Source organism: Deltaproteobacteria bacterium CG11_big_fil_rev_8_21_14_0_20_49_13, from assembly GCA_002796305.1.
In the GTDB taxonomy this organism is placed as follows: domain Bacteria; phylum UBA10199; class UBA10199.
Genome location: PCWZ01000044.1, coordinates 31,521 through 46,533 on the forward strand (window position 1 = coordinate 31,521; position 15,013 = coordinate 46,533).

At 49.5% G+C, this 15,013-nt stretch carries 9 protein-coding genes (1 of these 9 running past the window's edge); 4 read left to right on the top strand and 5 right to left on the bottom strand.

All coding sequences use genetic code 11. From position 1 onward, the window contains the following. The first annotated feature begins 33 nt into the window (after positions 1-33). Genes COV46_03855 through COV46_03870 form a run of 4 tightly spaced genes read left to right on the top strand, consistent with a single transcriptional unit; the run spans position 34 to position 7,139 of the window. Positions 34-2,343, top strand: coding sequence for a hypothetical protein (locus tag COV46_03855; GenBank protein ID PIR17538.1), 2,310 nt, complete (start codon positions 34-36; stop codon positions 2,341-2,343). After that, positions 2,340-4,331 (top strand): hypothetical protein, encoded by a 1,992-nt coding sequence (locus COV46_03860; protein ID PIR17539.1) that lies wholly within the window; start codon positions 2,340-2,342, stop codon positions 4,329-4,331. The genes COV46_03855 and COV46_03860 overlap by 4 nt, the downstream gene beginning before the upstream one ends. Next, entirely contained in the window at positions 4,319-5,038 is a 720-nt protein-coding gene (locus tag COV46_03865; GenBank protein PIR17540.1) for a hypothetical protein, read from the top strand. The genes COV46_03860 and COV46_03865 overlap by 13 nt, the downstream gene beginning before the upstream one ends. Continuing rightward, positions 5,025-7,139: a hypothetical protein gene (locus COV46_03870; protein PIR17541.1), complete on the top strand. Its 2,115-nt coding sequence runs from the start codon at positions 5,025-5,027 to the stop codon at positions 7,137-7,139. The genes COV46_03865 and COV46_03870 overlap by 14 nt, the downstream gene beginning before the upstream one ends. Positions 7,140-7,217: 78 nt before the next feature. Here the strand turns inward: COV46_03870 and COV46_03875 are convergent, their stop codons facing one another. The 5 genes from COV46_03875 to COV46_03895 form a co-directional block, all read right to left on the bottom strand. Beyond that, the gene (locus tag COV46_03875; protein ID PIR17542.1) at positions 7,218-8,216 is read right to left on the bottom strand and encodes a molecular chaperone DnaJ; all 999 of its coding nucleotides are present in this window, start codon (positions 8,214-8,216) and stop codon (positions 7,218-7,220) included. A gap of 5 nt (positions 8,217-8,221) precedes the next feature. Continuing rightward, entirely contained in the window at positions 8,222-9,487 is a 1,266-nt protein-coding gene (locus COV46_03880; GenBank protein PIR17543.1) for a hypothetical protein, read from the bottom strand. Then, positions 9,487-9,876 carry a methylmalonyl-CoA mutase gene (locus COV46_03885; GenBank protein ID PIR17544.1) on the bottom strand — a complete coding sequence of 130 codons (390 nt, stop codon included), beginning with the start codon at positions 9,874-9,876 and terminating at the stop codon, positions 9,487-9,489. Before COV46_03885 ends, COV46_03880 begins: the two co-directional genes overlap by 1 nt. A 12-nt stretch (positions 9,877-9,888) precedes the next feature. Next, a complete protein-coding gene (locus COV46_03890) occupies positions 9,889-11,535 on the bottom strand; it encodes a methylmalonyl-CoA mutase (GenBank protein ID PIR17545.1) in 1,647 nt (548 codons plus the stop codon). Between the two features lie 93 nt (positions 11,536-11,628). Next, positions 11,629-15,013: part of a hypothetical protein coding region (locus COV46_03895; protein PIR17546.1), annotated on the bottom strand (this coding region is incomplete at its 5' end). The annotated region continues 148 nt past the right edge of the window; the window shows 3,385 of its 3,533 annotated nt.

The window sequence follows — 15,013 nt, forward strand, 5'->3', positions numbered from 1 at the left end:
TTGCCCCTGCTTTGTGCCCTATCAAATGCGGAGATGAACTCGATAACTCCCAACACACGCTGGGCGGAGGAGCTTAATAAAAAGGCTTTAAATGCCTCTGCGAACGGGTCTGTTCTTGAGAGATCCGCCTATTCGATTAAGGAGTTCATCTCCGTTCATTACGATAATTCCCTTCCGGTCATAAGCCACAACATGCGTCGCCTGCTTCTTTTCAAGATACTTAAGGGCGTAAAGACCTCTTACTTCCGTCACATCTCCGGAGGCGTGATCAAGGTGGTTGCAAATGCCATATCGGAGCTAAAAAAGAACTCTATTACTCCCGCTAACCTCAGAGAGATACTTGAGACGCGAGGAGGACCCCGCGAGGCCGATCTTCTCGCCTCCTATGAGGCATACGAAAAGGCCTTGCTTGAACGTCAATTTAAAGATGAGGACGATCTATATCAGAACCTTAAGAACGTTAAATTTGATTCGCCCCCGGAGCTCAGAGGTTTTGACACCCTAAAGCCATGGATGAGGTCTTTAAATAACGGAAAGATAATCTTCTCTGATATCAAGACGCCTAAAAAAATAGAACCGGAGGTCCTCTCGCTCAACTCCCCCTTTGCCGAAAGAAAATTCCTTCGCGCCGAGATCGACGCCCTCTCAAAAGAGGGGCTAGCTCCGGAAGAGATAGCGGTCTATCTCCCCTCTCAGAGCCTCTTTGCATGGGAACTAGCTACCGCTTTCACCGAAGAGATCCAATTCTCTATTGCCCCATCTACGGTCTCCAGCTCCCTCTTTAATGAGCTCAACCTGCCGGAGGAGGCCTCTGTAAATGAGCTTATACAGATCTCATCCAAAAGACTTTCGGATATTTACGGTTCGCTTTCAAAGAACATGAACGACCGTCTTTCAGCAAGAGACCTCTATTTCATCGACACTATCAATAAGGACCTTACCCGTTTTCTTTTTGAGGCAAAAGAGATCGAAATGAACGAAAATATCTCAAGAGATGACTTTTTAGACATGCTCTCTGAGATAATGAACACGCCGCCCACCTGGCCGGAAAGGCTTCCCTTCCGGCTTGTCCCATGGGAGGACGCAGGGCTTTACGAACATAAAATAGCAATACTACCGCATATGAACGAAGGGATATTCCCAAGCCTTGGGGCCAAGATATCGTTCTTCTCTGAACCGGACACCCTAAGTACAAAGCCTGACACAAGGATAGATGAGATATTTCCCAAAAGAGAGACCGAGATCAAGTCGGCAGTTAGACGCTTTATGGCGGCATCAAGCGGCAAGACCGTGGCAACCTTCCACACGCATAATGCGAATGGCAAGGACGCCGCCCCTTCTCCTTTAATAATGAAATATGGGCACAAAAAAGCCCCTTTGGTCTCACCTTCAAGACCTATCCTCAGATCATCCTCATGCGGCACTAATTTTAGCGCCAAAGAACCGTTAGCCCTCCTTAAGGAGCAGGTTGAGGGGATGACCCACAGCGCCACCAAACTCGAAGAATACGGGAACTGCCCTTTCTCATTTTTTTGCAGGCGCATACTTAATATAGAGCCCCCCGATGAAATCACACCCGAAGTCCAGCCAAAGGACCGCGGAACATTGATTCATGAATCACTTGAGCTTTTCTTTATAACGCATTGTAATATATACAATAGTTACATATCCAAGGATACATCTGAAAGTGAACTTAAGAAGCTGGTCGTTTCCTCGGTCGAAAAGGCGTTTGAGGCAAGGCGGGATATAACCTCAAGGTACCATAAGGATATGGTCGAACATCTAAGGAGACGCGCCGTCTACTATATTACGGTGGCACTTGCGAACGAGGCTGAGATACTTAGAGGGGCAACGCAAAGGCCCAGCCGCTTTGAACTGGAGTTTAACGGCGAACTGACGGGGGGCGTTAAGATCAAAGGCTTCATAGACAGAATTGATTCGGACGATAGCACGTTCACGGTAATAGATTACAAGACCGGCGAAACCCCTTCCGTTAAGTCAGGGATAAAGAACGGCACAAAGCTTCAGATGCCTATCTATGCCTATATGGCCGAAAAGATCCTTAAAAAAGAACCGGCCGCGGCCCTTCTCTATTCTATTAAGGAACAGAAGCGAGCGACCGGCATCATAAAAAAGAGTCTTAAAGAGAACGTAATGGGGAAAAAGCCGTCTCGAATAACGGTAACCGATGATGAATGGAACGATCTTATAGAGACCGGAATAAACACGGCGATCAGATATGTCGACGATATAAAGAGCGGGCGTTTTGAATCGGCGCCGGAAAAATGCCCCGGTTATTGTGAATGGAAGGATGTGTGCAGGTATAAGCGCATGAGCGAATGAGCGCATCGATCATGAAACTGAGTAAAACACAATTAGAGGCGGTCAATTGCAAGGAGACGTTCATTGCCATCACGGCGGGCGCCGGCAGCGGTAAGACACGCGTCCTCGTTGAACGAGTAGCAAGACTTATCGACTCAAAAGAAGCGACCATGGACGACATCCTTGCGATAACTTTCACGGAAAAGGCCGCGTTGGAACTAAAAGAGCGTCTCACAAAGACGGTTGACGACGAGATCGCTATCTCTACCGCCTCTATCGGAACCTTCCACTCGTTCTGCGCAAAGATAATAAGGGATGACGCCCCCCTTCTGGAAATTGATCCGGATTTCGGCATACTGGAAGAACAGACCGCCGGGCTTTTACTGCGAAAGGCGGTGAAAGAGACGCTCCTCTCTCTGCTTGAAGATAACAATAAGAACGCGTGGCTCCTGATAGAGGAACTCGATTTTAGGGGTGCGGTGGATCTGATAGAAGAGTTGATAGATTATAGATGGCACTCGGAAAAGACCATAGGCCATAGACCAGAGGCCGGAGACCAAGAAGAGGTCGAGCGCGAGTCAAGATTGAGAGAGGCCGCCATGTTCTGTTTCGCCGCGGCAAATAAGGTCTATGCGGGCTTTAAGGGGGTCACCAATCTCGATTTTAGCGACCTTGAGATATTTGCCATTAGACTTCTGGAAAACAGGGATGTGCAGAAAAGATACCAGAAACGCTTCAAACACATTCTGGTCGATGAATTTCAGGATATAAACGATACGCAGAGCTACATGATATCGCTTCTTTTTAAAGATGGCGCAAATCGCCTGACCATCGTCGGTGACGAGAAGCAGTCCATCTACAGGTTTCGCGGCGCCAACGTAAATGAGTTCAAAAAGGCGCTAGGCCGTGCAAAGAAAAAGATAGTCCTTAAAGAGAACTTCCGCTCCAGCCCGAGCATCATAGGTTTCGTCAATGACATGTTACCTCATTTTGAACCCCTCACATTTCCTAAAGACAAGGAGTTGGGGACTTTGGTGGAGACCTTGCCGATAACATCGGATGAGGACGCAAGATCGGACGATAGGCGCGAAAATGAGGCCAAGGAACTCGCCCGCATCATCCCTTCCCTTAAAGGAGAGACCGCCCTTCTATTCAATTCTCTCAAGAGCTCTCAGATATATACCAAGGCGCTTAATGAAGCGGGTATCAGCCATATTGTGGCCGGCGGGAGCGCGTTCCTCGAAAAAGAAGAGGTCGTAGACATCATCAACGCCCTAAGGGTGACCATCGATAAGAACGATGTGTTGGCGCTTTTGGGTATTGCACGATCTCCCTACATCGGCCTCACCGACGAAGAGCTCTTCCTTCTCTGCCGCACCGGCGATAAGGAGATGCCCCTCTATGACAAGATCTCCAAACATCCCAAAAGCTCATTTTTAATAACGATGGACGAGATCTCGTGTAGCCTTTCAATTTCAGAGCTTATAAGGGCATATGCCAAGGACGGCATGACTGACGACCTGGAAAAACTCTGCCATATTGCGAATGATGTAGGCATGAAGGAAAAGATCTCGCTTAAGGATTTTATTGAATATTTAAAAGACCTGAAGAAAAAGGAAGGCGGTATACCCGAATTTCCAAAAGGTGCCGGGGACCTACTTTTAATGACCATCCATCAGGCTAAAGGTCTTGAGTTCGATAACGTCATCCTGTGCGACACTATAAGGCAGAGGCGAAAAGATTCAAAGAAATGGTGTTTTATCAGAGGGGTCGACGGCGGACTTGCATTTAAACTGACGCCGGAGGATAATCCTGTGGGAGATCGCATAGAAACGCCGGAGTATAAGATGCTCAGCGAAAGGAACGATGCCGAGGATAAGGATGAAAGGGAGAGGCTCCTTTACGTCGCCATGACACGCGCTAAAACGAGGCTGATCATACCTCTTCACAAGGGCGCCAAGAAGGATGGCGACTGGCATAAACTGTTCATAGAAAAATGCGCACACTAAAAAGAACATACTCGGTCTCGGAACTTGAGAGATACGCCGAATCGCCGGAGAAATATCGTGCACAATATGTCATTAAAAGACCTGTTATGCCCGTGATAGGTACGGCGCAAGGCCTTTCGGCGACCACACGCGGAGACATCATCCATAAAATGATCGAGATCTTCGGCAAGGGAGAGAAAGAGCCTGAAAAACTCTTCGATACGGCCCGGATCGAACTTGAGATAGGCGATATAACGCATGATGAACGAAACGATATTCTCCTACAGTTCAAGGTATTTCAGAACAGCCGATTTGCGAACACGAACGATTCAGAGAACGAGGTCCCCTTCTTAATGAAAATAGGCGGCGAACATGTGGATGGCAAGCTAGACATGCTCATCATCCCCAACTTAGGCACTCACGCGCTTACGCACCCCTCGACTTTGCTCGGGGCATGCTTACGCGCTTCTCCGTGGGAAATTGTAGATTTCAAGACGGGAGAGACGTTCGACCCCAAAGAAAGCGCCGGGAAGTACAGCCTGCAAATGAGGGCATATGCGCTGGCGGTGGCAAAGGCGACCGGAAATGCCGAAGGCAAGGTGACCATCTTCTTCCTTTCGAGTTCGGGTGGGAAAGAACATCAGGAATCGATCTCGGAAGAAAAACTTAGAACAACCGAAAAAGAGCTGGAAACTATAATTGAGAACATAAGAAATGAACGATATTAAGGCGAAGGAACTCAGGAATTCGAGGAAGCAGACGCTTTTGCAGATGATCGAACGCGACCAGCAAGGCGAGGACCACGTAAAGACCCTTGAACTGTGGAGCAAGGCGGCTGACAATCTGATAGCGACCGCACTTGAGACCATAATATGTGAGTTTGAAACCCCGCCGCAGTTCTCCGTTATCGCCCTTGGCAAGCTCGGAGGACTTGAACTTAACTACAGCTCGGATGTCGACCTTATCTACGTATTTGAAGGCGACTTCGAAAAGGCGTCTAAGATAGCGAGCCGTTTCACACGGCTCTTAGGCGATGTTACTGAGGACGGCTTTGTTTTCAGGGTCGATAACAACTTAAGGCCGCTTGGCAAGGACGGTAATATCGTCAACACTGTGGACGCGCTCGAAAGATATTATGAAACGACCGGCCACGAATGGGAGCGTCAGGCGCTCATAAGGGCAAGACACGTTGCCGGCGACAAAGCGCTTTCGGACGAGTTCGTTGAGAGGATATCTCCTTTCGTCTTCAGGCGGTCCATCGATATACCCTATCTCAAAAAGATACGCGCGACGAAGCTCTCTCTGGAAAGGACCGCTTCGAACGAAGGATGGCGGAACATCAAGCTTGGGCCCGGAGGCATTCGCGAGATCGAGTTTGTGACCCAGGTCCTTCAGCTCCTTCACGGAGGCAAGATAAAGGATCTGCGCGTAACGAACACCTTCGACGCCCTCAATTCTCTTTTCAAACACAAGATCATCTCCAAAAAGAAGCTGAGCGAACTTAGGAGCTCTTACCTGCTGTTACGACGCGCGGAGAACATGCTTCAGGCGAAAGATGACCGGCAGATACATACCCTACCTAAGGATGACGGAGACCTAAAAGAACTTTCGGCACGTCTCGGTTTCGATTCGCTCGATGAATTTATCGATACATTAGGCAACGCCCGGAAAAAAGTTCAGGAACACTTCTCCGAGCTTTTCGACACAAGCTTCGAAAAGATGGAGATACTGGAGGCGTTTCAGGCGAACCTTGAAACCTGCAAAAGCAAGGAAGAGGTCGTCGATTCGCTTTCGTGGTTCAAGAACCATATCTCTAAAAGGATCCAGGAGCTCGACCTCTCCGGAAAGCTTTCCATAGATGAGGTTTCCGAAAGGCTCACGTGCCTTGCCGAGACCATCATCAATGAAGCATTTAAGATAGTTAAAGAGGCACTGCTTCCCATTTACGGCAAGTCGTTGACCGAAGAAGGACAGGAAGCCGATCTGGCCGTTCTTGGCATGGGAAAACTTGGCACTTTCGAAATGGACTACGCCTCCGACCTCGACCTTGTCTTCATATATTCAGGGGACGGCTCAACAACCGGCAAAAAGAAGATAACCAACCACGAATATTTCACAAAGGTATCGCAGAAGTTGATCTCCATGATCACACTTCCCACCCGCTACGGCAAGGCCTACAATATAGACACGGAACTACGTCCGAGCGGAAATCAGGGGGCGCTTGTCTCCTCTATTGAGGCGTTTGACAGATATCACAGGCGTGAGGCGGGCCTTTGGGAGAGGCAGGCGCTTTTAAGGGCACGGGTCATAGCCGGAGATATCACGCTTGGCAACAATGTCTCTACGCTCCTTGAAAATCTTGTCTATGACTTACCTCTCCCTCATGAAATCAAGGTTCAGATCGATCTCTTAAGAAGGAAAGTGGCCTCTGAAAACATCCCCCATCAAGGAAGGATCGACCTTAAAAAAGGCCGCGGCGGGATCGCCGATATAGAGTCGGTCGTTCATTATATGCAACTTGTGAACGGTGGAAGGGACCCTTCGCTCCGGGAAAAGAAGGCATCTTATCTTATAAAGGCTATGGAAAAGGCCTCGCTTCTGGACAAAACAGAGGCCGAGACCCTTTCTGAAGCCTATATCCTTTTCAGGGTCGTTCTCTCGCGTGCAAGACTTTTTATCACCCATTCAACGGGCACAATAGACCCAGCCTCGGACTACTTCCAGTCGATAGCCGAAAGCCTTCGAATGGAAGGGCCGGCCATGTTGAAAAAATTGGAAGAATTATTGGATGCAGTTGAAGATATCTACTATAGTCACTTGCGCACTTAGGCGTCGATGATCCTCGATCATCGTACGGCTTTAGTTGCTGATATCCCGCCCACCCCGAGCCAGTCGAAGGGTGTACACTTAATCCAGTCTCGGGTTATAAGATCTCTCGCGCGCCAGCTCCTCTAAGGTCTGGCGCGTTTTTGTATCCAGTTTTTTAGGTGGCACTATCTTCACAACGACATACTGATCCCCTGTACCCTTCTTACCCAATATTGGTGAACCCTTCCCCTTTAGACGGAACTTCTGACCGCCTTCGGTAAACTCAGGGACCTTCATGTGGGCGTGGCCGTCGAGCGTAGGGACATCGATAGACGAACCAAGAGTTGCCTCATATATTGAAATGGGCACTTCGGTATATATGTCGGCGTCCTCGCGCCAGAAAAGCGGGTGTGGCTTGACCTTTATATTGATGAAGAGGTCGCCCGGCTCGCCGCCGGCAAACCCAGGCTGACCTTTTCCGGCAACACGAACCTTGGAACCGTTATCGACGCCTGCAGGGATCTTTACCGTAAGATTTTCTGTCCGGTCGCCGTGTTTTATCTGAAGCCTTGCCTCTGTCCCCCGGATCGCCTCCATAAAATCTATATCGAGGTTAGTGTAGGTATCTCCGCCCTTCTTTGACTCGTACTTTCTCCTCCTACCGGGTTGTTCGGCATAATCTGACCACCTGGCCTTCTGGCGTTTTACGCCGCCCATATTGAAAAGTTCGGAAAAGATATCGCCCATACCGCCCATACCGCTGGGGGGGAATCCTTCAGGGCCGGGACTGCCATCGGCGTTGCTGTAGAATTTAAAACCCCCGTCGGGCGACTGTTCCCATCTAACCCCTCCGAAACCGCCTTCGCCGCCGCCTTGTCCGCCGAACGGGGCGTTACCGAACATGTCGTACTGCTTCTTTTTCTCTGGGTCCGAAAGTATCGAATAGGCCTCCGATATCTCCTTGAAGCGTTCTTCCGCCTTCTTTTCGCCCTTGTTCATGTCGGGATGATACTGGCGGGCCAATCGCCTGTACGCCTTTTTTATCTCGGCGTCATTAGCTCCGCGCGCAACGCCTAAGGTCTGATAGTAATCTTTCATTTAAATCACCTTTCGATACCTACCCTAGCATCGATCCCATTCTTGTAATAATGCTTTATCTCTTTCATCTCGGTGACAAGGTCTGCCCTTTCTATTATCTCCTTCGGCGCATACCTGCCCGTCAGTATAAGCTCCATCGTCTGTGGCTTAGCATCGATAAGCTTCAGCACATCGAAAAGTTTTACGAGCTTGAAATCAAGGGCTACGTTTATCTCATCTAATACAAGAAGGTCGATGGAAGCGTCTTTCACAAGGTCGAACGCAAGTTTTAGCGCGTCTCCTGCCATTTGTATGTCAACGGGGTCCGGGTTCTCTTTATCTACAAAGGATTCCCGGCCCATCTGCTTGATCGTCAAATTCGGCGCAAGCCTCTTGGCGGCTTCAAGTTCCCCGTATTCAATGTTGCCCTTCATGAACTGAATTATAAATCCTTTAAGTCCGTGACCCGAGGCCCGCAGGGCAAGGCCCAGAGAGGCGGTGGTCTTACCTTTACCCTCGCCGGTATACACCTGAACGAGCCCTTTCTCCAACTTTGCGCCGCGCTTGGCACCTTTTTTCCGTTCTTCTCTCGCGTCAGAACCCCTGATCAGTTTTTCGTACAAGCTATCGATGCCGGTCCCGCGAATGGCGTCTGTGGCAATGACCTCCTTATCGGTCCCTTCCTTCAATTCCTGCACGACCTTTTCCGCCCCGGGCAGGTCGCACTTATTGACGACCAGTGTATCCGCTATCTCAAGGACGCCGGCCTTTATCGCCTGGATCTCGTCTCCAAACCCCGGCGATGTAACGACCAGAACGTGACTTGCCACCCTGAACACCTCCACCTCGTCCTGGCCAACTCCCACCGTTTCCATGATGATGACATCCTTACCCGAAGCTTCGAGGGCAAGGGCTATGTCGGCTACCGATCTCGAAAGCCCCCCCATTGCGCCGCGAGTGGCAACGCTTTTAATGAAGACCCCTTCATCGTTATTATGTTCTTTCATCCTTATCCTGTCGCCAAGGACGGCCCCTCCGGAGAACGGACTCGTAGGATCGACAGCGATGACACCGACCGTCTTTCCCTCTTTTCTGAGCTTCGTTATGAGCGCGGCGATCAATGTGCTCTTACCGGCGCCGGGGGAACCGGTGACGCCTATGATGTAGGAGCTTCCGGAATATTTCGCTAGTCTTTTCAGCTCGCTCCTTGCCTCGGGCAGGTCGTCATCTATGTCGCGAATGAGGCGGGCAAGTGAAAGCATGTCGGTTGAAAGTTTCTTGTCTGGCATCATTAAATATTCTCTTTGACCCAGTCGATTATCGTGCCAAGCGTGGTCCCGGGAAGAAAGACCTCCTTCACCCCGCTTTTTTTAAGTAACGCAATATCCTTCTCGGGAATTATCCCGCCGCCGAATATCTTTATCTCGTTGGCCCCTTTGTCGGCAAGGATCTTTGCAAGTTCCGGCAGGAGCCGGTTGTGAGCGCCCGACAGAATACTCACACCGACCGCATCCACCGCCTCCTGAACGGCCATATTGGCTATCATCTCGGGCGTCTGATGAAGACCGGAATAGATGACCTCAAAGCCGGCGTCCCTGAACGCGCGAGCGAGTATCTTCACTCCCCTGTCGTGGCCGTCGAGCCCTATCTTTGCAACAAGCAAACGTGTTTTCTTTGACATAACCTCTCCAGTTCAAAAATATCCAGGGTCGCGGTAGACACCCCACGCCGTTCTAAAAACATCGCATATCTCCTGAAGCGTTGCGTATTCCCTGACCGCGTTTATGATGTGCGGCATCGTGTTTTCGCTCCCCTTTGCCGCCGCGCCTAATTTTATTAGAGCTTCTTTTACCTTTTCTGCATTCCTTGCGGCCTTCACCTTCTCAAGCGAGGCTGTCTGTTTGTTCTCCGCCTCTTCGTCTAATTCCAGAAGTTCAATGGGCGCCTCTTTTTCATGCACATATTTATTGACGCCAACGACTATCTTTTTCCCGGACTCTACATCCTTTTGATATTTGTAAGCGGCGTCGGCTATCTCTTTTTGAGGATAACCCGCTTCAATGGCCGATATCATGCCGCCCATATCGTCTATCGTCTTGATGTGCCTGTAGGCTTCTTCTTCCATCTTGTTCGTCAGGGCTTCAACAAAATACGAACCGGCGAGAGGGTCTATGGTGTTGATAACGCCTATTTCGTCCTCTATTATCTGTTGCGTCCTGAGAGCGATGGTAGCGGCCTCCTTTGTGGGGAGCGCCAGCACTTCATCGAGAGAATTCGTGTGGAGAGACTGCGTACCTCCAAGGACCGCCGAAAGACCCTGATAGGCCGTGCGTATGACGTTATTGTAGGGTTGCTGGGCGGTGAGCGAACATCCTGCCGTCTGTGTATGAAAGCGAAGGAGCCACGACTTGGGATTTTTCGCATGAAAACGGTTCTTCATTATGTTCGCCCACATCCTGCGCGCGGCGCGGAACTTGGCCACCTCTTCGAAGAAGTCCATGTGCGAATTAAAGAAGAACGAAAGCCTCTGGGCAAAGTCGTCCACATCAAGGCCTCGTTTTATGGCGGAGTCGACATATTCGATTCCGTCGCGTATCGTGAAAGCAAGCTCCTGAACTGCAGTGGAACCGGCCTCTCTTATATGATAGCCGCTTATGCTTATCGTGTTCCAGCGCGGAACATGTTTTGTGCAATATTCGATCGTGTCAACGATGAGCCTCACCGACTCCCTGGGCGGACACATGAACGTCTTCTGCGCAATGAACTCTTTGAGCATGTCGTTCTGGATAGTGCCGCCTATCTTATCTTTAGAAACGCCCTGCTTTTCGGCAACGACGATATACATGGCAAGAAGGATGGCCGCCGGAGGATTTATCGTCATCGATGTGGTTACTTTATCGAGAGGAATGCCCTTGAAAAGGGTCTCCATGTCGGCAAGGGAATCTATGGCAACGCCGCATCTACCCACCTCGCCCCTTGATATATTGTTGTCCGAATCGTAGCCCATGAGGGTCGGAAAATCGAACGCAACGGAAAGGCCTGTCTGACCGTGCTCTAGAAGGTAATGATATCTCTCATTGGTGTCATGTGCGGTGCCAAAACCGCTGAAAAGGCGCTTGGTCCATGTTCGTCCGCGGTACATATCTTTATAGACTCCTCGCGTGAACGGATATTCGCCGGGGTTGCCCAGCTTTTCATCATAATTAAATGGTGTGATATCCTTCGGAGAATAGAGCTCTTTTATTTCGGCCCCGGAGACGGTCGTGAATTCCTTGGGGCCTTCATAACAGACCTCTTTGGAATCTTTCTTCTTTGCCTTGCATTGACACGGATCGGTCATAAAAGTTCCTTGTTTTCGTGTTGAATTTCAATATATTAGGCATAACGTTTTGGCAACAAAAAAGGGGGAACCCGTGATAATCAGATAACCCAGTCACTTCTTGCTCACATAAAGTATATTGTTTGGTTCAAGGCCTTCCAATCTTGGACTGCCTTCTCCGTAATAGAAAAAGTACTCTACAGTCTTTCCCCTATAATCTGTCACTCTGTAGCTAAAACCATCCGCGCTATACCTTGAAAATCTTACCTCTATATCTGCACCACTCTTTTTCTCGCGAAGGACAGAATAGACATTTATTTCTTTGCCAGTCGTTTTTGCAACACCGTACGGGAAGAGGCGCGGTCCTCCATTTGAACCGACAGCGATAATTTTAGCGCGAGGTTTTCTGTCCGAACCGATGACGTCGGAGAACGCCGCCACAACCCCACGATCATGGGCAAGCTGTGCCAGCGCAAAATAATCGGCGTATTCATGGTCATTAACCGCCAGAAGCTTATCCATGAGGCTGATAAACGCGGCCTGAGCCTCCTGAAGATCGGCGGACGACGTGTACAAGGAGACCGGCCTAACGATACCTCTCCCAGTTCCAAGATCATCAGCTATAATGCCAAGCACGTTGTCAACCTCTGTTATTATCGGACCGATTTTTGTTTTTAATCCGCGCGGGTCGGTTGGAAATTGATTTGCCAGTGAGACAATGTCCCGAACATAGCTTGTATAGACATCTTCTCCCACGCCTTGGGCCTTTAGCCTAAGGACCGCCCTGTAAAGCATGACTATCTTTTGGAAGGCAATCTCCGGTTGAGTATTCTTGCGTGTCAGATAATGCGTTCTCAAGAACCTTGAGCATTCATAAAGCTTGAGGTTAAAGAGCCACTCCTGAAATCTGCCATCGTCCGACATTGTCCGGGGGTCATTCGCCATTTTCCCAAGTTCTATGGCCGCCTGATCTAATATTATTCTAAGCGTTGCTACCTGAGCGCTGCTTTGCACGCCAGGTTTAAATGCGTTCACGAACACTTCAGCTAGCTCCGGGATTCGTTCTGGGCTCGATGCATAGACCCACCCGATATACGCCATGATAATATCCACATGCCGGGTCGTATCGACCGGAAGCCTGTCAAGAAGCGGCACCAGTTCATCTACATGTTCGATACCAATGGCTAGCGCCCGGCTAAAGAACCCCTCCGGCGCATCATCACTTCCAAAGAGTGCCAGAAGTTCTCTAAGCCCGTTCTTTCGTTGTCCGTCTTTTCCACGACCCGTAAACTTCAAATTTGTGGCTATGTCGTCTCTTCCGGCAGATTCGGCAAGGTCCGCCCACCGACTAACGGCCTTAAGTATTCTATCTATATCCTGTTCGCTTAACTGCTTAGTGGCGGTTCTTAACCTTAACATTATATACAATGCCAGGAGCTCTCTTTCGCTGGTAACTATGGCGGCGGCCGAAGAAGCGCCGGCGCCTTCGGGAAAAGCGTAGCCAAACATCTCGTCCAATATGGAAAGACGATCGGGCATCACATTTCTATAGTTAACCTCATCCTCCGGCGCTCCCGCGGTAAGAAGATATGCGCCGGCTGTCTCTACAAAGTCTTCTTCAGGACCGGCGGCGGCTCTTCGCGAAATGTGAGCTCTATCATTAACCATAGCTGTGATCCACCTCGGGTTCATATGCGAATCGCCCATAGCCAGATGTTTTTGGTAAAAACGGCGTAGCAGCTCTCGTACAAATAAAATTTCAAAATGCTCTCTCTCGGCCTTGCTGCCGATGAACAGGTCCACGGTCAGACATCCCCCCCCCTCTTTAACAATTATTGGAGGGATGCTTTGCTGATCAAGCACGCGGATCTTTGTTCTTTCGCCTAACAATACGGCCGGAAGTCTCTCAAGAACGCCTAAGATTTCTTCTTTGTCGGGCAGCAACTCAGAATTCGCATCCTTCGGCATTTCCAGGCTAACCACAATATCAGCGGTTTTATAGGTGTAAGTTTTAACCCGCACGTCATACAATGTGACAAGCGAACCTTTCAATAGGACCGTTTGGGTAACTATTTCATCCAATTTACTCTGCTGGATAAGTTCATCAAGGCACACGCCGGGGGGTGCATCTGCTGGCAATGAGAATGACGTCATCACTTCAGTATTTGGGACAACTCTAAGTCCTGTCGTCAACGGATCTTCAGGTTGCTCGATACCGTACGCCAATTCGGGCCGAGAACCCGGTGCGAATATCAAATAATCGCCAGGATTAGATGAATTCGGACTTGAATTTGCAATTCGAAATATAAGCCCGCCGTCTGGCGTTGGGGCATAAAGGAGATACCGCCTACCGTCATATGATAATATGGGAAGAGATCCATCGATAACTTTTCTTTCCACATAGTTGGTGTATAGCTTGAACAAATCTCCATTTGATTCGGGAATAAACGCCATGCTGGTGCGGGCTCTGGCTTTTGCCGGAAGAAGCGACGGCGGAATGAGAAATCCCGATCCATCAAGCCGCTCCCCAAGTTGCCCGGTTTGCTCGTCCAATCGAATGACAAGTAGCAATGCAGCATTAAATAGCGTCGAATGATCGTATCTTGTCCACCCGTTTTTAGATATATCGCGTAATCCGGGCACGTCTTTAAATTCTAACGTTGAGCCTGATAGTCTATAGGCCAGAGCGCCATATCCATTATCTTTCATTTGAAGGACGGCCACGTTATAACCGCCTTCAAGGCTACCTTCAATTCCTGTAGTATCGACATAGAGCTTGCCGTCATGAACAACATAGGCGAAACCGCTAGAACTTGTAACAACTTCTTCGCTAACGGGCCGTGCCGACACAGGCTTGCCATCGCCGTCGGTCATTATGAGCAGGACTCCGTCGTTCTCTGCTGATACGGCTAAAAAGGCGTTGTTATCTAACCAGCTTGCGAGACAATATTTTCTGTTTTGAAAGATAAATTCCTGCCCTGAGTGATCTGTGTAGACGATGGCATCTCTGGCCACAACGGTTGTTGCACTTTCCGATTCTCTAACATAGACACTATATAGTGAAGATCCATTTGCTTGCAACACGACCACAGCCGGATAATCTGTGTTCATGTATGTGACGGAATATGCTTGCCCCAATATCGTAACTATTGCATTGGCGTCCGAAGGAGATACATCGCTAATTCCCAATTGAGCAAGATGATTAAGAGCGTCGGCATTTGTTGGCCGTAGCGTGGAAACATGGTAAGTTCCTGTGACCGCTACCCCTTTTCCCGACACCCCTTCGGTTGGTGACACCAGCCTCAAATTGTCTCTTCCGGAGCCATTACCTTCATGGCCTCTTGCCATCAACATCGGGCGGCTGACGAGTTCTGCGTGTGCAGATGGATCGGCGGGCATAAAAACTCCCGCAGCACCTCCAACTACCGTATCGCCGGCAAGGGCAAAGCGCGGCCCCGCGATACCCGAAAACATATCGGCAAGGCCTGTGGCTATGATA

Bases quoted from the DNA above. Each gene is read 5' to 3' on its own strand.
- COV46_03855 (PIR17538.1), top strand. From the start codon at position 34: ATGAACTCGATAACTCCCAACACACGCTGGGCGGAGGAGCTTAATAAA.
- COV46_03860 (PIR17539.1), top strand. From the start codon at position 2,340: ATGAGCGCATCGATCATGAAACTGAGTAAAACACAATTAGAGGCGGTC.
- COV46_03865 (PIR17540.1), top strand. From the start codon at position 4,319: ATGCGCACACTAAAAAGAACATACTCGGTCTCGGAACTTGAGAGATAC.
- COV46_03870 (PIR17541.1), top strand. From the start codon at position 5,025: ATGAACGATATTAAGGCGAAGGAACTCAGGAATTCGAGGAAGCAGACG.
- COV46_03875 (PIR17542.1), bottom strand. From the start codon at position 8,216: ATGAAAGATTACTATCAGACCTTAGGCGTTGCGCGCGGAGCTAATGAC.
- COV46_03880 (PIR17543.1), bottom strand. From the start codon at position 9,487: ATGATGCCAGACAAGAAACTTTCAACCGACATGCTTTCACTTGCCCGC.
- COV46_03885 (PIR17544.1), bottom strand. From the start codon at position 9,876: ATGTCAAAGAAAACACGTTTGCTTGTTGCAAAGATAGGGCTCGACGGC.
- COV46_03890 (PIR17545.1), bottom strand. From the start codon at position 11,535: ATGACCGATCCGTGTCAATGCAAGGCAAAGAAGAAAGATTCCAAAGAG.